Source organism: Rhizobium sp. BK512 (assembly GCF_014194915.1).
Taxonomy (GTDB): domain Bacteria; phylum Pseudomonadota; class Alphaproteobacteria; order Rhizobiales; family Rhizobiaceae; genus Rhizobium.
Map to the genome: position 1 here is coordinate 382,596 of NZ_JACIAS010000007.1, position 21,946 is coordinate 404,541.

Below are 21,946 nucleotides of genomic sequence, written 5' to 3' on the forward strand. Positions count from 1 at the left end.
ATGAGGAGAACTTCGTGTTTCATCCCAAATTATTCGAAAACCGCAATGTCGTCGTGACGGGTGCCGGCCGCGGTATCGGCCTCGAAGTTGCCCGACAGTTTCTGGATTGCGGTGCGCGCGTGCTTGTCCATACCGGGCGCGACGGGGAGCGCGAACTGCCGGATTTTCTGCTGACTGCCGAATCGGAACGCCGGGCCCTGCTTTTGCCGGCGGATTTCCTGCAGCCGGGCGGGGCTGCAAAGTTTGCACGAGAGGCGCTCGATTTCTTCGACAAGGTGCATGTGCTGGTCAACAATGCCGGCACGATGCATGGGCGTTTTCCCGCCGGTGAACTGACCGATGCCGATTATGAGACCGTCGTGCGCCTCAACCAGACGTCGGTGGTGGAGCTCACCCGGGCCCTGCTTCCCGCGCTCCGGGCAGCGCAGGGTGCCGCCATCGTCAACACGGTCTCGATTTCCGCGATAACGGGCGGTAGTCCCGGTTCGGCGATCTATTCCGCATCAAAGGCCTTCGTCGCGACCTATTCGAAGGCGCTTGCCCGTGAGCTCGCGCCTGACGATATAAGGGTTAACTGCGTCTCGCCCGGTACGATCGATACCGATTTCCATACACGCTATTCATCCCGCGAAAAACTGGAACAGACACGCAAGTCGATCCCGCTGCAGCGGCTTGGAACGTCGGAAGATTGCGCTCCGGCCTATCTCTTCCTGGCCGCACCATCGTTGTCCGGCTACATCACCGGTCAGGTTCTGGAGATCAATGGCGGCCAGCTTATCTGCTGATTTGGTTGGACTTTTTTTGGTATTTGACGACTTTTGACCAATTCGCTTCTGCGAATATGATATTGTACTGATCTACCCTGTTACCTCCTTCCGAGAAGCAAATGCCATTGCCTAAACCGAAGCTGGGCATGACCAGCCAGGACTTGCAGAAGCTTGCTGATAAAGCCCACGAGGCAAGTGATCTCCTGAAGGCGCTAGCCCATCAGACCCGGTTGCTCATCCTCTGTATCCTTTCGGAAGGGGAAAAAACGGTTGGCGAGATCGAGGATATCCTTGGTATACAGCAGGCTATGGTGTCTCAGCAGCTTGCGCGACTGAGGCTCGAAGGCCTCGTCAACACGCGTCGCGAAGGACGGCTCGTTTATTACAGCATGGGAAACGAAAGCGTTCTGGCTTTCCTCGAATCACTGTTCAGTCTCTTCCCGGTTGTTGAAAAGGTCTGAAGCCGCAGCTCTTGCGAAGCGGCCCTCAAGCCGCAAAGATAGGCCTCATCCCGAATTCGGCAGGAGGCCGGATGATCGACAAGCTGGAATTCTTCATCGCACTCGCCAATGAGAAACATTTCGGTCGTGCGGCAGAGGAATGCGGCGTTTCCCAGCCCACGCTCTCGGCCGCCATTCGCCAGCTTGAAGATCAGCTGGGGGTCATGCTGGTGCAGCGCGGCTCCCGCTTTCAGGGGTTGACGCCCGAGGGCCAGCGCGTGCTCGAATGGGCCCGGCGCATCGTCGGTGACACGCGCACCATGCGCGAGGAAATGCGCGCCGCCCGCACGGGTCTCTCCGGCCATCTGCGCCTGGCTTCCATTCCGACCGCGCTCGCCATGCTGTCGCGAATCACGACGCCCTTCCAGGAACGGCATCCCGACGTCACCTTCTCCATCGTCTCGCGCAATTCACTGCAGGTGCTGAGCATGCTCGAAAATCTCGAGATCGATGCCGGCATCACCTATCTGGAAAACGAGCCACTCGGACGCGTCACCTCGGTGCCTCTCTATGCGGAACGCTATAATCTCATCACTGCCGCCGGCAGCCCGCTCTCGGATCGCGAGAGTGTGACGTGGCGTGAAGTGGGCGATCTTCGGCTTTGCCTATTGACGGCTGACATGCAAAACCGGCGTATCATCAACCGACATCTGGCCGAAGCAGGCGCGACAGTCCATCCGACGCTCGAATCAAACTCGATGATCGTGCTTTTTTCACATGTGCGGACCGGCCGCTGGGCGAGCATCATGCCGCATAACGTCGCGAAATCATTCGGTTTCCCTGTGGAGATCCGAATGATTCCGATCACCGAGCCGGAGGCGCACCATCTTGTTGGCCTTGTCGCTCCCTTTCGAGAACCTTTTACGCCGCTCGTCTCCGCCTTGTTGCACGAAGCAAGAACACTCGTTGAAGACGCCGAATTTTGATAGAAAAAAGCTATCAATCAACGAGACTGCTTTATTGATTGCGACCAGCTTCCCTGAGACAGTTCGACAGAATTCGCAATGACATGGGGAGTTTTGCGGTTTTCAAGGAATTCGCAGGTCGCAAGGGAGAGCTGCTGATGAACATACGTGTCGCCCAGGGCGATATCACCGGACGTATCCGCTCGATCGTTGACGATCTTCGATCCCTCGAAGGACCACTCCTTCCTATTCTGCATGAAATCCAGGAGCAGTTCGGATACGTGCCGCAGGAAGCCTTGCCGGTTATCTCCGAGGAGCTCAACCTTTCCCGCGCCGAGGTCCACGGCGTTGTAACTTTCTATCATGATTACCGCGATCATCCCGCCGGCCGGCACGTGCTGAAACTCTGTCGCGCCGAGGCTTGCCAGTCGATGGGCGGCGATGCACTGGCCGAGCGTATCAAAGCCCTGCTCGGCATCGATTTTCATCAGACGACACTCGACGGCAGCGTCACGCTTGAGCCGGTCTACTGTCTTGGCCTCTGTGCCTGTGCGCCAGCCGCCATGCTGGATGGCGAAGTGCATGGCCGGGTCGATGGCGAACTGGCCGCTGAGCTCGTTGCGGAGGCACGTCGATGACTGTGAAGATTTATGTTCCGCGCGATGCCGCAGCGCTCTCGCTCGGGGCCGAGAAGGTGGCAACGGCGATTGCCCAGGAGATCGTCGCCCGCGGCCTTGATGCGACAATCGTGCGCAACGGCTCGCGCGGAATGTTCTGGCTCGAGCCATTGGTTGAGGTCGAGGTTTCCGGGAAACGGATCGGCTATGGGCCGGTCAGGACGAAGGATGTCGCCGATCTCTTTGATGCGGGATTGATGGAAGGCGGGATGCATGCGCTCTGTCTGGGGGAGGTCGAGGACCTCCCGTTCCTGAAAGGCCAGACCCGTCTCACCTTTGCCCGCTGCGGCATTACCGATCCGCTTTCGCTTGACGATTATGAGGCCCATGGCGGGCTTGCCGGCCTTCGCCGCGCCATTTCGATGCAGCCTGCCGATGTCGTCAAGGAAGTGACCGATTCCGGTCTTCGTGGTCGTGGCGGCGCGGGCTTTCCGACCGGCATCAAATGGAAGACGGTGCTCGATGCTGCCGGTTCTCGCAAATATATCGTCTGCAATGCAGATGAGGGCGACAGCGGCACCTTCGCCGACCGGATGATCATGGAAGGCGATCCCTTCGTGCTCATCGAAGGCATGGTGATTGCCGGGCTTGCGACGGGAGCGACGAAAGGCTTCGTCTATACGCGCTCGGAATATCCGCATGCGATCGCCACGATGAGGGAGGCGGTGGAGATTGCCCGCAAGGCTGGCATCCTAGGCGCTTCGGTGCTCGGCTCCGGCAAGACCTTCGACATGGAGATCCGCACCGGTGCAGGCGCCTATGTGTGCGGCGAGGAAACGGCGTTGCTCAACAGCCTGGAAGGCAAACGGGGCATCGTGCGCGCCAAGCCGCCGTTGCCGGCCCATAAGGGATTGTTCAACTGTCCGACCGTCATCAACAACGTGATCTCGCTCGCATCCGTGCCCGTGATCATGGACAAGGGGGCGGCCTTCTATCGCGATTTCGGCATGGGTCGGTCGCGCGGCACCATTCCGCTGCAGATTGCCGGTAATGTGAAATATGGCGGGCTCTATGAAACCGCCTTCGGCCTGTCTCTCGGCGATATCGTCGAGAAGATCGGCGGTGGTACGGCATCGGGACGGCCGGTGAAGGCGGTGCAGGTGGGCGGGCCGCTTGGTGCCTATTTCCCGCGGGCTCTCTTCGACACGCCATTCGACTACGAAGCTTTTGCGGCCAAGGACGGATTGATCGGCCATGCCGGCCTCGTCGTTTTCGACGATACCGCCGATATGCTGAAACAGGCGCGCTTCGCCATGGAGTTCTGCGCGGTGGAAAGCTGCGGCAAGTGCACGCCCTGCCGCATAGGATCGACGCGCGGCGTCGAAACGGCGGACAAGATTGCCCAGGGCATAGAGCCTGAGAAGAACCGGGAACTGCTCGCCGATCTCTGCAATACGATGAAGTTCGGCTCGCTCTGCGCGCTCGGCGGGTTCACGCCCTATCCTGTGATGAGCGCCATGACGCATTTTCCGGAAGATTTTGCTCCGGTCCCTCTCATTGAAGCGGCGGAATAGGCCATGTCTCTCATTCATGAAATCGACTACGGAACGCCGGCTTCGAAATCCGAAACGATGGTGACGCTGACCATCGATGGCCGGCAGGTGACGGTTCCCGAGGGAACCTCGATCATGCGCGCCTCCATGGAGGCCGGCATTCAGGTGCCGAAGCTCTGCGCGACCGATATGGTCGATGCCTTCGGTTCCTGCCGTCTCTGTCTGATCGAAATCGACGGCCGCAATGGAACGCCCTCCTCCTGTACGACACCCGTGGCGTCCGGCATCGTCGTCCATACGCAGACGGAGCGGCTGAAGAATATCCGCCGCGGCGTCATGGAGCTTTATATCTCCGACCATCCGCTCGACTGTCTGACCTGCGCGGCCAATGGCGATTGCGAGTTGCAGGACATGGCGGGCGCCGTCGGCCTGCGCGATGTGCGCTATGGCTATGAGGGTGACAATCACGTCAAGGCGCGCAACAGTGGCGAGATCAATCTGAAGTGGATGCCGAAGGACGACTCCAATCCGTACTTCACCTATGATCCGTCGAAATGCATCGTCTGCTCCCGCTGCGTTCGTGCCTGCGAGGAAGTGCAGGGCACCTTCGCGCTGACAATCGAAGGACGCGGGTTCGGCTCGCGTGTTTCGCCCGGTATGCACGAGCATTTCGTCGATTCCGAATGCGTCTCTTGTGGTGCCTGCGTGCAGGCCTGTCCGACCGCGACGCTGACCGAAAAATCAGTCATCCGCATCGGTCAGCCGGAACATTCGGCCGTCACAACCTGTGCTTATTGCGGCGTCGGCTGCTCCTTCAAGGCGGAAATGCGCGGCGAAGAGCTGGTGCGCATGGTGCCGTGGAAGGATGGTCAGGCAAACCGCGGCCATTCCTGCGTCAAGGGCCGCTTTGCCTATGGATATTCGACCCACAAGGACCGCATTCTCAATCCGATGATCCGCGAGAAGGTGACGGATCCCTGGCGCGAGGTGACCTGGGACGAGGCCTATGCGCACGTCGCTTCCGAGTTCCGCCGCATCCAGTATCAGTATGGCCGTGAAGCGATCGGTGGCATCACATCGTCCCGCTGCACAAACGAAGAGACTTACCTTGTCCAGAAGCTGATACGCGCCGGCTTCGGCAACAACAATGTCGATACCTGCGCCCGCGTCTGCCATTCGCCGACTGGTTATGGGCTGGGCCAGGCCTTCGGCACCTCGGCCGGCACACAGGATTTCGACAGCGTCGAGCATTCCGATGTGGTCATTATCATCGGTGCCAATCCGACCGATGGCCATCCAGTCTTCGGTTCGCGCCTGAAGAAGCGGTTGCGGCAGGGCGCCAAACTCATTGTCATCGATCCGCGTCGCATCGATATCGTCCGCTCGCCGCATGTCGAGGCCTCCTTCCATCTGCCGCTGAGGCCTGGCACCAATGTTGCCGTCATGACGGCGCTGGCGCATGTGATCGTCACCGAAGGCCTTTACGACGAAAGGTTCATCCGTGAGCGTTGCGACTGGTCGGAGTTCGAGGATTGGGCGGCTTTTGTCTCCGAGCCGCAGCATAGTCCGGAAGCCGTCGAGAAATTTACCGGCGTCAATCCGGAAGATGTGCGCGGCGCTGCACGGCTTTTTGCGACCGGCGGCAATGGCGCCATTTATTACGGTCTGGGCGTCACCGAACACAGCCAGGGTTCCACGACGGTCATGGCGATCGCCAATCTTGCTATGGCGACCGGTAATATCGGCCGTCCCGGCGTCGGTGTGAATCCGCTGCGCGGCCAGAACAACGTGCAGGGGTCCTGTGACATGGGTTCCTTCCCGCATGAGCTGCCGGGCTATCGCCATATCTCGGACGATGCGACGCGCGATATTTTCGAAAAGCTCTGGGGTGTGAAGCTCAACAACGAGCCGGGCCTGCGTATTCCGAACATGCTGGATGCCGCCGTCGATGGCTCCTTCAAGGGCCTCTACATTCAGGGTGAGGATATTCTTCAGTCCGATCCGGACACCAAGCATGTCGCCGCCGGCCTTGCCGCCATGGAATGTGTCGTGGTGCAGGATCTCTTCCTGAACGAGACTGCAAATTATGCGCATGTCTTCCTGCCGGGTTCGACCTTCCTGGAAAAGGACGGCACCTTCACCAATGCCGAGCGCCGCATCAACCGTGTGCGCAAGGTCATGACGCCACGCAACGGCTATGCGGACTGGGAAGTGACACAGAAGCTTGCTCAGGCAATGGGCCTCGACTGGCACTATACGCATCCGTCCGAGATCATGGACGAGATTGCCGCAACGACTCCGAGCTTCGCATCCGTCTCCTACGACTATCTCGAAAAGATGGGTTCGGTTCAGTGGCCCTGCAACGAGACACATCCGCTCGGCTCGCCGATCATGCATGTGGATGGATTCGTGCGCGGCAAGGGCAAGTTCATCCGTACGGAATATGTAGCGACCGACGAGCGTACCGGCCCGCGCTTCCCGCTGCTTCTCACGACCGGCCGCATTTTGAGCCAGTATAATGTCGGTGCGCAGACACGCCGTACCGATAACGTTGTCTGGCACTCGGAGGACCGGCTGGAGATCCATCCGCATGATGCCGAACAGCGCGGTATCCGCGATGGTGACTGGGTGAAGCTCGGCAGTCGCTCGGGCGATACCACACTTCGCGCATTGATTACGGATCGCGTGGCGCCCGGGGTCGTCTATACGACCTTCCATCATCCGGATACGCAGGCAAACGTCATCACGACAGACTTCTCCGACTGGGCGACGAACTGCCCGGAATACAAGGTGACGGCAGTGCAGGTTTCGCCCTCCAACGGCCCGTCGGAATGGCAGGTCGAATATGACGAGCAGGCCCGCCAGTCCCGCCGCATCGCCGGCAAGATGGAGGCGGCGGAATAATGACGGAACGGCCGACCCGCATAAGCGTGACGGAAGTCGCCCGGAGAGGCGGTATCATGGCACGGGGCGAGCGTATCGTGCCCGAGGAAGTGCCGATCGCCTTTTCCTATGGCGGCAGTTCGCATGCGGTCATGATGGGCACGCCTGACGATCTCGAGGATTTCGCTGTCGGCTTCAGCCTGACCGAGGGCATTATCACTGATCGCAGCCAGGTCGCCGGTATCGAACTCCTGGAAGACGAGAAGGGTATCGACGTCCAGGTGACCCTCCTCGACGACGTCGAGGATGCGCTGCGAAGGCGCAGGCGGAGCATGGCCGGACCCGTCGGTTGCGGCCTCTGCGGTATTGAGTCGATCGAGCAGGCGGTCCGTACCGTACCGGACGTGTCCAAGGCTGAGCTGTCGCTGTCGCATGCCGATATCGTGCAGGCGGTTGCGTTGCTCAACGAATCTCAGCCGCTGCATCGCGAGACGCGGGCCGTTCATGGCGCCGGCTTCTACATTCCCGGCAAGGGATTGATCGCCGTGCGCGAGGATGTCGGCCGGCACAATGCGCTCGACAAGCTTTGCGGTGCCGTTATCAGAGCCGGTGAAACAGGCGCTTCAGGCGCCGTTGCCGTCACAAGCCGCCTGTCCGTCGAGATGGTTCAGAAGACGGCGATCCTTGGTGCTCCCGTGCTGATCGCCATATCCGCGCCGACAGCACTTGCCATCCGCACGGCTGAGGAAGCCGGCATGACGCTTGTCGCTCTCGTGCGCGGAGAGGATTTCGAGATTTTCACCCACCCACATCGCTTGTCGCCCGGAAGCATCGCCGATGTCGCATGATACCAAGACCAAGCTTGTCTATATGGCAAACCAGATCGCAACCTTTTTCAAGACGCAGCCCGAAAGCGAAGCTGCGCAGGGAGTTGCGACGCACATCAACAAATTCTGGGAGCCGCGCATGCGGCGGCAACTCTTCGAAATTCTGGAAAAGGAAGAGAACGGCCTCGACGCACTCGTGCTGCAGGCTGTGCCCCTGATTCGCAAACCGGAACCGGCGGAACAGCCAGTTCGATAGACCAATATCAGAGGGGCCGTTCTTCCCGGCGTCGGCCAAAGGTCATGATCGTACAGAGCTCGTGCCGCTCTTGCGGCGGCACGAGCTATCCGAATGAGGCCTGATCAGAATTCTTCCCAGCTTTCGGCAGACGTCACCGCTGCGCCACGGGTTCTTGCGGCGCGGGCGACAAGATGCAGGGCCGGAGAAGTAGCTGGCTTCGTCAGATGCCGTGTCGCGGCGATATTGCCGCCGGGGAGCTGGAACTGCGAGACCAGCGTCCGCAGTGCATCGGCTTCCGCGGCAAGGTTCTGGCTGGCGGCCGTGCTCTCCTCCACCATGGCGGCGTTCTGCTGCGTTGCCTGATCGAGGGTGTTGACGGCCTGATTGATTTCCTTGAGGCCGGTCGCCTGTTCCCTGGAGCCTTCGACGATCGCTGCGACGTTTGAATTGATGCTGGCAACCTGAACGACGATTTCCTCCAGCGCCTTGCCGGTCTGTCCTACCAGTTCGACGCCGTTTTTCACCAATTCGCTCGATGTATTGATCAGCGCCTTGATCTCCTTTGCTGCACTGGCAGAACGCTGTGCGAGTTCGCGGACCTCCTGGGCGACGACGGCAAAACCCTTGCCGGCTTCACCGGCACGAGCCGCTTCGACGCCGGCGTTGAGCGCCAGCAGGTTGGTCTGGAAGGCGATATCGTCGATGACGCCGATGATATTGGTGATCTCGCGGGAGGATTGCTCGATCTGGTCCATGGCCGAAACTGCCTTGCGCACGACCGTGCCGGATTGTTCCGCACTCTGTTTTGTCTGTCCGACCAGGCGGCCCGCCTCGTCGGCACGCTGGCTGGAATCGTTGACGGTGGTGGTGATCTCCTCCAGAGCTGCCGCCGTTTCCTCGACCGAAGCGGCCTGCTGTTCCGTCCGCTTGGAGAAAGAGTCTGCCGAGGAACCGATCTCGCGGGAACTGTCGGCGATAGCGGTGGCGTTCTCGCCGATTGTCTTCATCGTCCTGGAGAGTTTGTCGATCGTCGCATTAAAATCGTGGCGCAACTGCTCCATCGAAGGGACGAAGGCCGTGTCCAGCGTCCGCGTCAGATCGCCTTCTGAGAGCTGCCGCAGGGCCGTGCCGAGAAGGGAAATTGCGCTCATGCGCTGTGTCACGTCGGTTGCGAACTTAACGACCTTGTAGATCCTGCCATCCGCGTCGGCGATCGGATTGTAGGCGGCCTGGATCCATATTTCCTTGCCGCCCTTACCGTAGCGGACGAATTCGTTGGCGATGAACTCGCCCTTTGCCAGTCGCGGCCAGAACTGCTTGTATTCGTCGCTTCGGGCATAGGCTGGATCGCAGAACATGCTGTGGTGCTTGCCAACGATCTCGGACAGCGAATAGCCAAGACCATTGCAGAAGTTCTCGTTGGCCGTGAGGATGTCGCCTGCGGGGGTAAATTCGATGACGGCCTGCGAGCGTGAAATTGCCTCGAGCTTGCCGGCGTCCTCGACGGCGCGTTTCTTGGCCTCGGTGATGTCGGAGGCGATTTTCACGACCTTGAAAGGTTTGCCATGCTTGAAGACAGGGTTGTAAGAGGCCTGTATCCAGATCTCGCGACCGCCTTTTGCCTGGCGTTTATAGGCGCCGGCATCATATTCGCCACGGCCGAGGCGGGCCCAGAAATCCCGGTAGCTGGCGGTTGCCGCGTAGGCCGGTTCGCAGAACATGCTGTGATGTTTGCCGGCAATCTCGTTGAGCTCGTAACCGAGCGCTTTGCAGAAATTCTCATTTGCCGTGAGAATGGCTCCGGTCAGGTTGAATTCGATAATCGCCTGTGACTTCGAGATAGCATTGAGAACATATTTCGAACTGGGTGATAGACCAAGCATTCCCGTCCCCTCTGAATAGAACGCGTATTTCGCGCCCAACCCCTGAATTGAAGACCAAACAAGCATGGGTCCGCGGCGTGAAAATACGGCCGGGCAACAACCGTTATTTTCACCTATCACAAATCGTATCTTCTTGATGCTTCACAACCGATGATGATGGTGGACGGTAAATTTTCTGTATAAAAGGCAATACTAATAAATATATATTTTCGGGAGAAAATTACACGTTCAGATCGCATCCGGACTTGAACAAAAAACCGCCCTTGTGGGGCGGTTCTTGTCTCGGTCAAAACTGCCTGGCGTGGCGATCAGGCGGCCAGTTCGTCCGTCTCGTTTTCCTTGAACATTTTTGCAAGGTTCAGGAAGCAGATCATGCCATTTTCAGAGGCGATGATACCTTCGCAGAAAGCGCGGTCGAAGGACGCGGTCACTTCAGGAACGGGTTGCACCTGGCTGGAAGAAATCGTCAGGATGTCGGAAACCCGATCGACTAGCATGCCGATGACCATATTGTGCACTTCGGCAACGACGATGGCGCTGCGCTCATTGGCGACAGTGCTCTTCATGCCGAGCTTGTAGGCGAGGTCGATGATCGGAATGACCGAACCGCGCAGGTTCATGACACCGATGACGTCGGCCGGAGAGTGCGGGATCGGCGTCGACGGCGCCCAGCCACGGATTTCGCGGATGGTCGTGGTCTTGACGCAGAATTCCTGATCATGGAGGCGGAAGGCAATGATTTCGAGCGTATCGCCGCTAAAGCTAGTGGAATTGATTGTGGCCATTAGAATTCTTCCCAACTGTCATAAGCCAGGGCAGAAGCGGATGCGCCCCCATTAGCGCGGACGAGCTTTGCCTTCACACCATACGATGGCTTTGCACCTTGCGAAGCATCGTTACGGTTATGGATGACATTAACGGAAGAGTGTTGCGCAAATCTAAACTGTGCAACGAGATTGCGGAGGTTTTCAGTCTCGGACGAAAGTCGGGCACTTGCCGCCGTCGTCTCCTCCACCATGGCTGCATTTTGCTGCGTGCCCTGATCCATGATGTTGACGGCCTTGTTGATTTCGACAAGTCCGGTCGACTGCTCTCGGGAGGACTCGACGATCGCTGCGACATTGATGTCGATATTGCCGACCTGCGTAACGATGCGTTCCAGCGACTGGCCGGTCTGACCGACCAGATCGACACCGCTCTTCACATGCTCCGAGGAAGCAGTGATCAGCGCCTTGATTTCCTTGGCGGCGCTGGCCGAGCGCTGGGCGAGCTCGCGCACCTCCTGGGCGACGACGGCAAAACCCTTGCCGGCCTCACCGGCACGCGCCGCCTCGACGCCGGCATTCAGTGCCAGCAGGTTGGTCTGGAAGGCGATCTCGTCAATCACGCCGATGATATTGCTGATCTCGCGTGAGGATTTCTCGATCTGGCCCATGGCGTCGACCGCCTTGCGGACGATGCTGCCGGAATGTTCCGCACCGCGTTTCGTTTCCGCAACGAGGCTGCCCGCATCGGCGGCGCGTCCGGCGCTATCGGCAACGGTCTGGGTGATTTCATCGAGTGCGGCAGCGGTTTCCTCTACTGTCGCAGCCTGCTGTTCGGTGCGTTTGGACAGCACGTCGGCTGCTTCCTTCGTTTCGCGCGCACCGCTGGCGATCGCCTCGGCGTTGAGGAGGACCGTACGCATGGCGCTGCCGAGCTTGTCGATCGCGGCGTTGAAATCGGTGCGGACCTTTTCCAGCGCGGGCGGGAAAGGATTTTCGACCCGCTTCGTCAGATCGCCTTCGGCAAGTGCGGTCAGGCCAGTGGCCAGATCATCGACGGCGCGGACACGCTCGGTGACGTCGGTCGCGAATTTGACGACCTTGAAGACGCGGCCGCTCATGTCGAAGATGGGGTTATAGGATGCCTGGATCCAGACGACCTTGCCGCCCTTGCCGATGCGCATAAACTCCGCGGCGACGAACTGGCCGGCGGCTAGCTTCTTCCAGAATTCCTTATAGGCGTCCGAGCGCACATAGGCCGGGTCGCAGAACATGCCGTGATGCTTGCCGCGGATTTCCTCCAGCCGGTACTCCATGACTGAGAGGAAATTGTCGTTCGCCTCCAGGATTTCTCCATCAGGTGTGAACTCGATGACGGCCTGAGCCCGCGAGAGAGCGTCGATCTTGCCTTCGGCATCAGCGGCTTTCAGCTTGACGGCGGTCACGTCGCTTGCCAGCTTGACGATCTTATAGGGTTTGCCGCCCGACATCAGCGGATTGTAGCTCGCCTGGATCCAGACTTCGCGGCCATCCTTGCCAATGCGCTTGTATTCACCGGTATCGAATTCGCCTCTGCCGAGCTTCTGCCAGAATTCCCGGTAAGCCGGGGAGGCAACATAGTCCGGCTCACAGAAAATGCTGTGATGCTTGCCGACAATGTCGCTTAGCTTGTAGCCCAGCGCTCGGCAGAAATTCTCGTTCGCATTCAGGATCTTTCCCTGCAGGTCGAATTCTATCGTCGCCTGCGACTTCATGAGAGCTGTGACAATCGCGCGTGAATCCGGCGTCGCACCCAGCGAAAACAATGACATTCCGACCCTCCGATATGTGGTTGCTACCAGCCGATCTCTCGGAGAATGGACCGGATTTGAGTAATGCGGACCTGCCACAACATCGCAGTATATCCGACAATACTTGGAGTCTGTCCTGCTTCAAAAACGAGGTGAATCGGTATCAATGTTATCGTGAATCTCGATCTGTGGCTCCAAGGCTCAGGATTATCTACATTCACATCGATTAAGTATGATTTTCAGGATTAATAATGAGTAACCAAATCCAGATTTAATCGGATTATTGCGCCACTTTTACAAATTTTTATGGAGGAGAATTAGTTTTTCTCCTCCGGTAGATAGTAATGGTTGTAAGATAAATCTGGTTTTACTTTAGGTTATCGACTTTTCGATTTGCGAGACGGCCCAATCGACCTCTTCCCTGGTGATGACCAGCGGCGGCGCGAATCGTATCGTATGGTCGTGCGTATCCTTGGCGAGCAGGCCGCGATCTTTCAAGTCGTAGCAATATTGCCGGGCGCCACCGGCTTCCGGCTCCAGTTCGATCGCGAGCATAAGACCACGTCCGCGCACCTCCTTGACGATGTTGGAGCGGATCGAGCGAAGACCTTCGAGGAAATAGTTGCCCATCGTCTCGGCGTTCTCGATCATCCCTTCTTCGGTCAGCACTTTCAGCGCCGCGCGGGCGACCGCGCAGGCCAGCGGGTTGCCGCCGAAGGTCGAGCCGTGCTGGCCGGGCTTGAGCACGCCGAGGACTTCCGAATTCGAAAGCACGGCTGAGACCGGATAGAAGCCGCCGGAAAGCGCCTTTCCGATGAGCGTCACGTCGGCTTCAATGCCTTCGTGTTCCTCGGCGAGCAGCTTGCCAGTGCGCCCGAGACCGGTCTGGATTTCATCGAGGATGAGCGTGACGTTGTTTGCCGTGCAGAGTTCACGCACGCGGGTGAAGTAACCGGCCGGAGGGATGATAACGCCAGCCTCGCCCTGGATCGGCTCGATCAGTGCCGCGACGGTATTCGCATTGATGGCCGCTTCGAAGGTCTCGGCATCGCCGAAGGGAACGACGCGAAAGCCCGGCGTATAGGGCCCGAAGCCGGTACGGGCATCAGGGTCCGTCGAAAAGCTGATGATGCTCAGCGTACGGCCATGGAAATTATTGGCGCAGACAATGATCTCCGCCTTGCCTTCCGGCACGCCTTTTACCTCATAACCCCATTTGCGAACCGCCTTGATGGCGGTCTCCACGGCTTCCGCGCCGGAGTTCATCGGCAGGATCTTGTGGGAACCTGTGAGTGCAGCCAGCTCTTCATAGAGATAAGCGAGCTGGTCGTTGCGGAAGGCGCGCGAGGTGAGCGTCAGGCGGCCAGCCTGCTCGACCATCGCGGCAAGGATCTTCGGATGGCAATGGCCTTGGTTGACGGCAGAATAGGCCGAGAGGCAATCGAGGTAGCGCTTGCCATCCGTATCCCAGACATGAACACCTTCTCCTCGCGTCAGCACGACATCGAGCGGCTTGTAGTTGTTGGCTCCAAGACGCTGTTCGGTGGCGATGAGGTTCGATGAGATGTTCATGGCCGGTGCTCCCTTATGCGGCGCGTGTAGGACGATCGAAGATGCGGCGACCGAAGAGGCTTGCCGTCATCTCCACCATGATGCGGGCGCTCTTGCCGCGATCATCAAGGAAAGGATTGAGTTCGACGAGGTCGAGCGAGGAGACGAGGCCGCTGTCGGACAGCATCTCCATGATGAGGTGCGCTTCGCGGAAGGTGGCGCCGCCGGGAACGGTGGTGCCTACGCCGGGCGCAAAATCCGGATCGAGGAAATCGACATCGAAACTGACATGCAGCAGGCCGTTCGCCTTCTCGACCGTTTCCAGAATCTGGCGAAGGATCACGGCCACGCCCTGTTCGTCGAGTGAACGCATATCGAAGACATTGACGCCGTGCCTGCGGATTTCGACCCGCTCGGCCGCATCGACTGAGCGGATGCCCACCTGAAAGATCTTCTTCGGATCGACGAATGCGCGGTCCTTCGGCAGGATCTCTGCAAAATCCGCCAGGCCGCAGAAGAAGGCAACGGGCATGCCGTGAATATTGCCCGACGGCGAGGTCTCGGGCGTATTGAAATCCGAATGGGCGTCGAGCCACAGGACGAAGAGCGGGCGGCCTTTTTCGGCGGCATAACGCGCCATGCCTGAGACGCTACCCATGGAAAGGCTGTGGTCGCCACCGAGGATCAGCGGGAAATGGCCGGCTTTCGCTGCGTCATATGTGGCTGCTTCGAGCGCGCGCGTGTAGGCGCCGACCACGCGGAGATTATGCGCTTTCGGATGATTGGGAAGGTCCCTGGCCGGGACGACGCTGAGATCGCCCGTATCGACGACCGTGTGGCCGAGCTCGGCCAGAGCCTTGTCGATGCCTGCGATGCGCAATGCTGTCGGCCCCATGCCCGCGCCTCTGCGGCCGGAACCCTCCTCAAGGGGAACACCGATGAGGGCGACAGATTGAGATTGTACTTCCATTCGTAGGGCTCCGTTGTGAGGCCTGTTTTGGCCGATAGTGGGATAAAGTCGCGGCGGCAAATAGATGGAAAAGTGTCAGAAATGGATTATGATTACGCAGATTGATAAAGCTAATTTGACAAAGTGAAATCATGGACGACCTCGACAACGAGCTTTTGAGTGCGCTTCGGCACAATGCGCGAATCTCCGTTTCGTCGCTTGCGGCGCTGACCGGCGCTTCGCGTGCAACGGTGACTGCCCGCATCGACCGGCTCGTGGAAAACGGGACGATCGCCGGCTTTACCATCCGCACCGGTCATGAGACACGTTCGGCTGGCGTTCGGGCGATCGTCATGATCGAAGTGCATGGCAAGCTTGCCGACAAGGTTGCTGCCCAATTGCGTGGCCTGCCTCAGGTGCGCGCATTGCACAGCACCAACGGCAAATGGGATTTCGTCGCCGAGCTCGAGGATCGGGACCTCGCCTCTTTCGACGAAACGCTGCGCCGGATACGCCTCGTCGACGGTATCAACACGACCGAAACCAACATTCTGCTCAAGACCAGCAAGACGAGTTTTTAGCCGGTCTCAATACTCGTGTTCGTAGACGATCCCGGCTTCGCCCGATCCGTTGCCGCCGGCGGCACCGCGCAGCTTCACGCCGCGGCCGACATCGAGATTGATAATCGCCTTGGCACCGGCTTCTCCGCCCTGTTGCAGCTCGAAATAGGTCCGCTCGTTGAGATAGCGGCCGACGCTGACACTGGTCTGGCCCTTCGAGTCGGTGCTGATGTCGAGATCATCGACGCCGAGCTGGTTGCGCAGACCTTCGAAGAGCGAGGTCGAGCGGTTGCCGGCGAGCTGGCTGACGGCATCGGCAAGCTGGGCGATCTGCACCGGAGAAAGGCGTGACATGGACTGGCCGAAGATCAGCTGAGCCAGCACTTCATCCTGCGGCAGGGCGGGCGAGGAGGAGAAGGTGATAGCGGGGTCAGTCGCAAGGCCGGCAACATCGACTGTCAGCGTCGTACTGCCCGAGGTGGAGGTTGCTTCCATGTCGAGGGCGGGCGTCAGGTCGCCGGCGAAAGTGATGCGGCTGCGGTCGGAGAAATCGAGGCGGCGGTTGAGGATCGTCAGACGCCCGCGGCGCATGGTGAAGGCGCCGGCAACTTCGGGTGCTGCGGCCGAGCCGCGGATCGTAATGTTGCCGCCGACTTCCGCGTCGATGCCACGGCCGCGCACGAAGATCTGCGAGGGCGCGTCGAGCTGGATATCCAGCATTATGGTCGAAGACTTTTCCCGTGGCTGCTGCTGCGCATTGTTTTTGAGCTGGGCAAGCACGGCAGGCGGCGCGTGGATGTGGCGTATATCGATTTCGCGCAGGGACGTCGGCAGTCTCTCCGGCACGGTGATCGACGCCTTGTCGATGTGGAGCTTACCATTAAGCATGGGATTGGAGAGCAACGGTCCCTTTAGTCCGAGTGCCCCGTCCACGGTTGCGACAACCAAAGTGCCGTCGACATAGACTGCATGATCCAGACGAATGGAAAGGTCGGCGGGGAAGGTGCCGCTGATGCCGACCGAGCCGCTGGCCGAAATAGAGCCGCCGCTTGCGAGCCTGCCGTTCAGCCGAGAAATGACGGCCTGCTGGCCGTTGAAGGTAATAGTCGCGCCGAGGCCTTCGAGGGCGAGGTTGCGGCGCACGTCGATCAGCTTTGCGCCATCCGTGGTGACCGTGCCGTTGATAACAGGGGCGGCCGTCGTACCGCTGACTTCCAGGTTCACATTGGCGACGCCTTCGGCAACGAGACCTTGCTGGGCGAGTTGTGCGCCGAGAACGGCGAAGGGAAGGCTGCCGTTGAAACGCATCGACATGGCGCGGTTGCCTGTCATTGCGAGATTGCCGCCGCCTCTCAGCGACAATCCGCCGTCGCCGGCAAGGCTGGTGTCGACCGTCAGGCGATTGTCGGCCAGCTTGCCGCTTGCGCCGATGGTGAGCGGGGCAAGGCCGGCGCTCCTCGTCTGGCTCGTTTCGGCATTCTTCCAGTCGACCTTGAAATCAACCGAGGGAAGGGGAAGTGCGCCGGAAGCAGTTGCGGTTGCGGAGATGGCTCCGGCCGCACCAAGGTTCGGAACAAAACCGTTGGCTACGGCAGCCGGGAGATTGGTGACGTCGGCCTTGGCGTTGACGCCCTTGATGGTCGTTCCGGCTATATCGAGATTGCCGGATGCCTTCAGCGAGACGCCGCCGCTGCCGTTGAGATTGGCATCGAAATCCAGCCGATACTTATTGAGTTTGCCCGAAGCGGCGAGCGCTAGGCCGGAGAGGCCGGCAGTTCTCGTCTGTTTCGTCCCGGCGTTTTTCCAGTCGATCTTGAAATTGGCTGTCGGGGCGGTCAGTGATCCCGAGGCCGTGGCCGTCGCTGTGATGATGCCTTCGGCTCCAATATCAGGGACGAAACCATTGGCGACGGCGGCGGGCAGGTTGGTGATATCGGCCTTTGCATCGATGCCCTGGATCGCGGTGCCTGCCAGCGCGAGATTGCCGGCGGCTTTCAGCGACATGCCACCCTTGCCATTGAGATTGGCGTCGAAATCCAGGCGGTTGGTGACATATTTGCCGGAAGCGGCAAGCGCGAGGCCAGAAAGACCGGCGGTCTTGGTTTGGCGCGTTGCCGCGTTCGTCCAGTCGAGCTTGAAATCGACCACCGGCTCCGTCGGCGTGCCTGAGGTGACTGCAGTGCCGGAGATTATGCCCTCGGCGCCAAGACCGGGCACGAAGCCATTGGCGAGGTTTGCGGGCAGTCCGGCAATGTCGGCGTTGACGGCGAGGTCGCGAATGGCGGTGCCGTCGATCGTCACGCCGCCGTTCGCCTTCAGCAGCGCGCCATTGCCACTGCCGAGATTGGCGTCGAAATCGACCCTGTTGTTTTCATATTTGCCGGTGGCCCGGGCGGAAAGATCGGTGAGGCCATTGCTCTTTGTCTGGCGCGTTGCCGCATTGGCCCAGGCGAGATCGAAGGTGACAGCCGGTGTCGGCAGCGAGCCCGAGGCCGACGCCTTGCCGGAAATCGTTCCTTCGGCGCCGAGATCGGGAACGAAGCCGTTGGCGAGATTGGCAGGAAGGTTTGCCAGATCGGCGTCGACCTTGAGATTGCGCACCGCCGTCCCCGCAAGCTCGATATTGCCCGCCGCCTTCAGCGACAAGGTTTTCGGTCCGGTGAGGCTGGCATCGAAATCGAGTTTCTGGTCGGCAAAATGGCCTGTTGCCGCAAGATCCAGTCCGGTCAGGCCGGCGGTCTTGGTGTGGCGTGTCGTGGCATCCCGCCAACTGAGCTTGATATCCGCAGCCGGTGCGGCAAGCGTCCCCGATGCCGAGGCGGTGCCCGAAATCGTTCCGCCGGCGTCCAGATCTTTCACGAAACCATTGGCGATATTGGCGGGGACATTCGCAAGCTCGGCATCGACCTTGATGTTGCCGATCGTGGCTCCGGTAATCGCGACGTTGCCGAGAGCTTTCAGCGATAATTTGCCCTTGCCGGTGAGTGCCGTATCGAAATCGAGCTTGTTATCCGCAAACCTGCCGGATGCGTTGAGCGACAGACCGGCAAGTCCGGCGCTCCTTGTCTGGCTTGTCGCGGCGCCTTTCCAGTCCAGCTTGAAATCGGCCGCTGGTGCCGCGGGCGTGCCCTTCGCGGTGACCGTCCCCGACACCGTGCCTTCGGCAGCAAGATCGGGAACAAAACCGTTGGCGAGCTTTGCCGGCAGACTGACGATGTCGGCGTTGATATTGAGAGTTGGACCGTTCGGATCCGCCAGGCCAACGTCACCACCAGCCTTCAGGGAAAGACCGTCAGCGCCGCTAATGCCGCCGTCGAAAGTCAGCTTGTTTTCGGCGAACGTTCCTGATGTGGAGACGCCAAGAGGGGCGATGCCGGCACCCTTCGTATGGCTGGTGGCCGCATCCTTCCAGTCGAGCTTGAAATTGACGACGGGCGCGGCTGATGTGCCGGTCACGTTGACCGTCCCTGAGATCGCGCCGTCAGCGGCGAGATTGGGGACGAAACTGTTGGCGAGACTTGCGGGCAGGTCGGTGATGACGGCGTCGAGCTTCAGTGTCTCACCGGCAGAACCGGTAATCGATACCGAGCCGCTGCCGGTCTTCACGGTCAGACCGTTCAGACTGGCAACTCCCTTGGTGACGTTGACCTGCGCCGGTGATGCCAGTTCGACCGGAATGTTGCGCGGCTTTGCGGCGAAATGGTCAAGGCTGAGATCAAACATGCCGCCTGCGGACTGCACGCTGCCGCCCGCCTGCAGTGGATTGCCGTCATAGCCGGCATTCAGATTGAAGTCGGTGCGGGTTTGTTGCTGGGCGAAATCAAGCGCAAGGCCGGTAAGCTTGTTGGTACCGATGCCGAATTCGTCGGCCCGTATTGTGCCGTTGGCGGCAAAAGCCTGGATATCGCTGACGGTCACGTCGATCGCAGGCATTGCGATCGTCAGCGTGTCGCGGCGAATGCCATTGCCGTTGGCGGCAATCTTGAGGGCGATCTTGCCATCATTGCCGGTGATATCGACAGAGCCCTTGAGGTCGCCTTCCGCCTTCTGGCCGCCGAGGGCTGCAAGCAGGCCGATATCCGGGAAGTCAAAGGTCAGCACACCCGCCGGTGTCATGCCCGAGGAAAGCGTGAGATTGCCCGTCAGGCGATTGCTGCCGACATCGGCTGTCAGCGCGGGGATAGAAATCGTTCCGTTTTCGGATCTGACATCGCCGTTAATGCCAATCGGCTGGCCGTCGATCGTGCCCGTTGCGGCTACGCGGCCCTGCGGAGCGGCGGGATCGGCAGAGCCCGTCAGGTCGATGTTGAGATTGCCCACCTTGCGATCGGCCATCTGCAGGCTGGCGGCTTTTACATTGGCGGTGAGCGCAAGCGCCGGAAGCGTGCCGCTGGCTCTGACGCTATAATCCGCTTCCCCACTCGTGCCCGAGAGCAGCTTGCCGATGTCGGGAAGCTTGCCGGCGAGATCGGCTGTCAGCACGTCATCCTCGAGCGCAACGTTGCCGCCTGCCTCGATGGTCGGAGATTTGATCGTGATGTTCGACAGCGCCACCTTTGAGGGGATAGTGCCGGCGACCTGGGTCTCGAGATTGATCGGCGCATCGAACTTTTCAGCGACGGCCGGCGGTAGCGCGGCCGGCTGTACGACAAATTTCGCATTGCCGGTCAGTGTATTGTCAGCCAGGCGATAGGAGCCATTGAGATCGGCGCCGATATTGGCGCTTTCGATCGTCGTGCCGTTGAAGCCGATGCCGTTGCGTGAAATCTGAAGCGGAGCGACGAGTGTGATCGGGCCGCGAACGGCGCGGTTGAGGTTGGGCTCGGTGAATGTCGCGTCCCCGGCGACGAGCCGCAGCTGGATATCGCCGGCGCCATTGGCGAGATTGAAGGCATCGCTCTTGGCCGTCAGCTTGACATTGCCGATGTCGGCTTGCGGCATTGTGGCGGAATCCAGCGATCCGCTCGCATTGATGCGCACGGCCTGTGCCTGTCCGGTCATCGCCAGGTTGAGGCCTGAAATCATGAAGCGTGCTTCACCATCGGCAAGCGGCCAACGGAAATCGACAGGGCCCGAGGTGCCCAGCACATTGGCATTCAGGCTGTTGTTGCCGGCAGGATCGAGTGTGCCGGATGCGGCGATAACGACGCTGCCGGTGGCGAGATTGCCGGTCTGAATATCGATCTTGCCGTGATCATCGAAGGTGGCGGATACATCGATATTCGTCTGGCCTGCAAAAAGCGGCCGGAATGCCATGGGGAGCAACGAGCTCACATCGCCGCCGCCCTTGAGGTCGAGATGATGCAAGCCGTCGGGCGTAATCGCGTGCTTGCCTTCCAGTGAGGCGCGCTGCTGGCCATCGAGGGCTGCCTGCAGCTTGCCGTTCCAATCGGAAATCGGGCCTTCGCCATTGAGCGCTATGTTAACGGCCGGGCTGCCGGGCAGACCGAGAAAGCCAGCAAGCAGGCCGCCCTGCGGTTCTGCAAGCTGGGCATTCAGCCGCAGGTGGCTGTTTGCCGGGGTAAAGGCAACGTCGGCGGAGAGTTTGGCGTCGGGAACCTGATGGCGGTTGACGTTGATATTTGCCTCGCCGCCATCGCCATCGGCTCTGAGATTGCCGGTAGCGGCAAGCGAGAAGGCGCGTCCGGTCAGGGGCGCCGCGAGTGAAATATCCGGCAGGGCGATATGCTCGATATCGATCTTTATAGGTAGCCGAAAACCACTGCTGCCTTGTTCCTCCGAGGGCGCCGGCCTGGAAGGCAGAGTGCGTACCGGTTTACGGCGCACATCGATGGAGGCAACAGAGACCTGTTTGGCGCTGAACGTTCCGGTCAACAGCGCCAGAGGATTCCAGTCGATGGCAATACCACGGACTTCTGCGAATGTGCCGCGCGTGTCCGAGAGGGTAATCTCGGCAGCGCGCAACCCACCGGTCAGCAGGCCTTCGGGTTCCCGTACCGAGATCGTCATATCGCGGTTGGAAAGTGCCGAAGCGACATTTTCGGTGATGATGCGGGCGCCGAATGAGGTGAAGCCGAAAATAGCAAGAGCAATGACGGCAAGGATGAGCGCAGCGCCGAGGCCGTACCCGACAAGCCGCATTATCCAGTTCATGATTTTCGCCAACATTTGCATAAGAGCGGACACTATCCCGTTTTC

The 21,946-nt window shown here is 59.8% G+C and carries 15 protein-coding genes; 9 read left to right on the top strand and 6 right to left on the bottom strand.

All coding sequences use genetic code 11. The features are described from left to right. Positions 1–14: 14 nt before the first annotated feature. The 8 genes from FHX06_RS25205 to FHX06_RS25240 all read left to right on the top strand — a co-directional run bounded on the left by FHX06_RS25205 (position 15) and on the right by FHX06_RS25240 (position 8,308). Positions 15–785 carry an SDR family NAD(P)-dependent oxidoreductase gene (locus FHX06_RS25205; RefSeq protein ID WP_183881222.1) on the top strand — a complete coding sequence of 257 codons (771 nt, stop codon included), beginning with the start codon at positions 15–17 and terminating at the stop codon, positions 783–785. Between the two features lie 101 nt (positions 786–886). Beyond that, positions 887–1,228: an ArsR/SmtB family transcription factor gene (locus FHX06_RS25210; RefSeq protein WP_112545583.1), complete on the top strand. Its 342-nt coding sequence runs from the start codon at positions 887–889 to the stop codon at positions 1,226–1,228. A gap of 71 nt (positions 1,229–1,299) precedes the next feature. After that, a complete protein-coding gene (locus FHX06_RS25215) occupies positions 1,300–2,193 on the top strand; it encodes a LysR family transcriptional regulator (protein ID WP_112545582.1) in 894 nt (297 codons plus the stop codon). 137 nt (positions 2,194–2,330) lie between these two features. Further along, a complete protein-coding gene (locus tag FHX06_RS25220; protein WP_113209837.1) occupies positions 2,331–2,810 on the top strand; it encodes a formate dehydrogenase subunit gamma in 480 nt (159 codons plus the stop codon). After that, the gene (locus FHX06_RS25225) at positions 2,807–4,363 is read left to right on the top strand and encodes a formate dehydrogenase beta subunit (RefSeq protein WP_183881224.1); all 1,557 of its coding nucleotides are present in this window, start codon (positions 2,807–2,809) and stop codon (positions 4,361–4,363) included. The genes FHX06_RS25220 and FHX06_RS25225 overlap by 4 nt, the downstream gene beginning before the upstream one ends. A gap of 3 nt (positions 4,364–4,366) precedes the next feature. Further along, positions 4,367–7,246: a formate dehydrogenase subunit alpha gene (gene fdhF / locus FHX06_RS25230; protein WP_183881226.1), complete on the top strand. Its 2,880-nt coding sequence runs from the start codon at positions 4,367–4,369 to the stop codon at positions 7,244–7,246. Next, complete coding sequence (gene fdhD, locus FHX06_RS25235; RefSeq protein WP_113013267.1) at positions 7,246–8,073, top strand: formate dehydrogenase accessory sulfurtransferase FdhD; 828 nt, start codon at positions 7,246–7,248, stop codon at positions 8,071–8,073. The genes fdhF and fdhD overlap by 1 nt, the downstream gene beginning before the upstream one ends. Continuing rightward, entirely contained in the window at positions 8,063–8,308 is a 246-nt protein-coding gene (locus FHX06_RS25240) for a formate dehydrogenase subunit delta (protein ID WP_112545578.1), read from the top strand. Before fdhD ends, FHX06_RS25240 begins: the two co-directional genes overlap by 11 nt. Before the next feature lie 104 nt (positions 8,309–8,412). On the opposite strand, the gene FHX06_RS25245 is transcribed toward FHX06_RS25240, so the two are convergent. The 5 genes from FHX06_RS25245 to rocF all read right to left on the bottom strand — a co-directional run bounded on the left by FHX06_RS25245 (position 8,413) and on the right by rocF (position 15,248). Further along, positions 8,413–10,173, bottom strand: coding sequence for a methyl-accepting chemotaxis protein (locus FHX06_RS25245; protein WP_183881228.1), 1,761 nt, complete (start codon positions 10,171–10,173; stop codon positions 8,413–8,415). Positions 10,174–10,481: 308 nt separating this feature from the next. Further along, a complete protein-coding gene (locus FHX06_RS25250) occupies positions 10,482–10,958 on the bottom strand; it encodes a chemotaxis protein CheW (RefSeq protein WP_029868938.1) in 477 nt (158 codons plus the stop codon). Next, on the bottom strand, positions 10,958–12,748 hold the full coding sequence (locus FHX06_RS25255; protein WP_183881230.1) for a methyl-accepting chemotaxis protein: 1,791 nt from the start codon (positions 12,746–12,748) through the stop codon (positions 10,958–10,960). The genes FHX06_RS25250 and FHX06_RS25255 overlap by 1 nt, the downstream gene beginning before the upstream one ends. A gap of 351 nt (positions 12,749–13,099) precedes the next feature. Beyond that, positions 13,100–14,299: an ornithine--oxo-acid transaminase gene (gene rocD, locus FHX06_RS25260; RefSeq protein ID WP_183881232.1), complete on the bottom strand. Its 1,200-nt coding sequence runs from the start codon at positions 14,297–14,299 to the stop codon at positions 13,100–13,102. A gap of 13 nt (positions 14,300–14,312) precedes the next feature. Beyond that, positions 14,313–15,248, bottom strand: coding sequence for an arginase (gene rocF, locus FHX06_RS25265; protein ID WP_112545574.1), 936 nt, complete (start codon positions 15,246–15,248; stop codon positions 14,313–14,315). 131 nt (positions 15,249–15,379) lie between these two features. Between rocF and FHX06_RS25270 the strand changes: the two genes are divergently transcribed. Then, the gene (locus tag FHX06_RS25270; RefSeq protein ID WP_029868942.1) at positions 15,380–15,808 is read left to right on the top strand and encodes an Lrp/AsnC family transcriptional regulator; all 429 of its coding nucleotides are present in this window, start codon (positions 15,380–15,382) and stop codon (positions 15,806–15,808) included. Positions 15,809–15,814: 6 nt separating this feature from the next. On the opposite strand, the gene FHX06_RS25275 is transcribed toward FHX06_RS25270, so the two are convergent. Beyond that, positions 15,815–21,922, bottom strand: coding sequence for a translocation/assembly module TamB domain-containing protein (locus FHX06_RS25275; RefSeq protein WP_183881234.1), 6,108 nt, complete (start codon positions 21,920–21,922; stop codon positions 15,815–15,817). Positions 21,923–21,946: the final 24 nt, after the last annotated feature.

Bases quoted from the DNA above. Each gene is read 5' to 3' on its own strand.
- FHX06_RS25210 (WP_112545583.1), top strand. From the start codon at position 887: ATGCCATTGCCTAAACCGAAGCTGGGCATGACCAGCCAGGACTTGCAG.
- FHX06_RS25215 (WP_112545582.1), top strand. From the start codon at position 1,300: ATGATCGACAAGCTGGAATTCTTCATCGCACTCGCCAATGAGAAACAT.
- FHX06_RS25220 (WP_113209837.1), top strand. From the start codon at position 2,331: ATGAACATACGTGTCGCCCAGGGCGATATCACCGGACGTATCCGCTCG.
- FHX06_RS25225 (WP_183881224.1), top strand. From the start codon at position 2,807: ATGACTGTGAAGATTTATGTTCCGCGCGATGCCGCAGCGCTCTCGCTC.
- fdhF (WP_183881226.1), top strand. From the start codon at position 4,367: ATGTCTCTCATTCATGAAATCGACTACGGAACGCCGGCTTCGAAATCC.
- fdhD (WP_113013267.1), top strand. From the start codon at position 7,246: ATGACGGAACGGCCGACCCGCATAAGCGTGACGGAAGTCGCCCGGAGA.
- FHX06_RS25240 (WP_112545578.1), top strand. From the start codon at position 8,063: ATGTCGCATGATACCAAGACCAAGCTTGTCTATATGGCAAACCAGATC.
- FHX06_RS25245 (WP_183881228.1), bottom strand. From the start codon at position 10,173: ATGCTTGGTCTATCACCCAGTTCGAAATATGTTCTCAATGCTATCTCG.
- FHX06_RS25250 (WP_029868938.1), bottom strand. From the start codon at position 10,958: ATGGCCACAATCAATTCCACTAGCTTTAGCGGCGATACGCTCGAAATC.
- FHX06_RS25255 (WP_183881230.1), bottom strand. From the start codon at position 12,748: ATGTCATTGTTTTCGCTGGGTGCGACGCCGGATTCACGCGCGATTGTC.
- rocD (WP_183881232.1), bottom strand. From the start codon at position 14,299: ATGAACATCTCATCGAACCTCATCGCCACCGAACAGCGTCTTGGAGCC.
- rocF (WP_112545574.1), bottom strand. From the start codon at position 15,248: ATGGAAGTACAATCTCAATCTGTCGCCCTCATCGGTGTTCCCCTTGAG.
- FHX06_RS25270 (WP_029868942.1), top strand. From the start codon at position 15,380: ATGGACGACCTCGACAACGAGCTTTTGAGTGCGCTTCGGCACAATGCG.
- FHX06_RS25275 (WP_183881234.1), bottom strand. From the start codon at position 21,922: ATGCAAATGTTGGCGAAAATCATGAACTGGATAATGCGGCTTGTCGGG.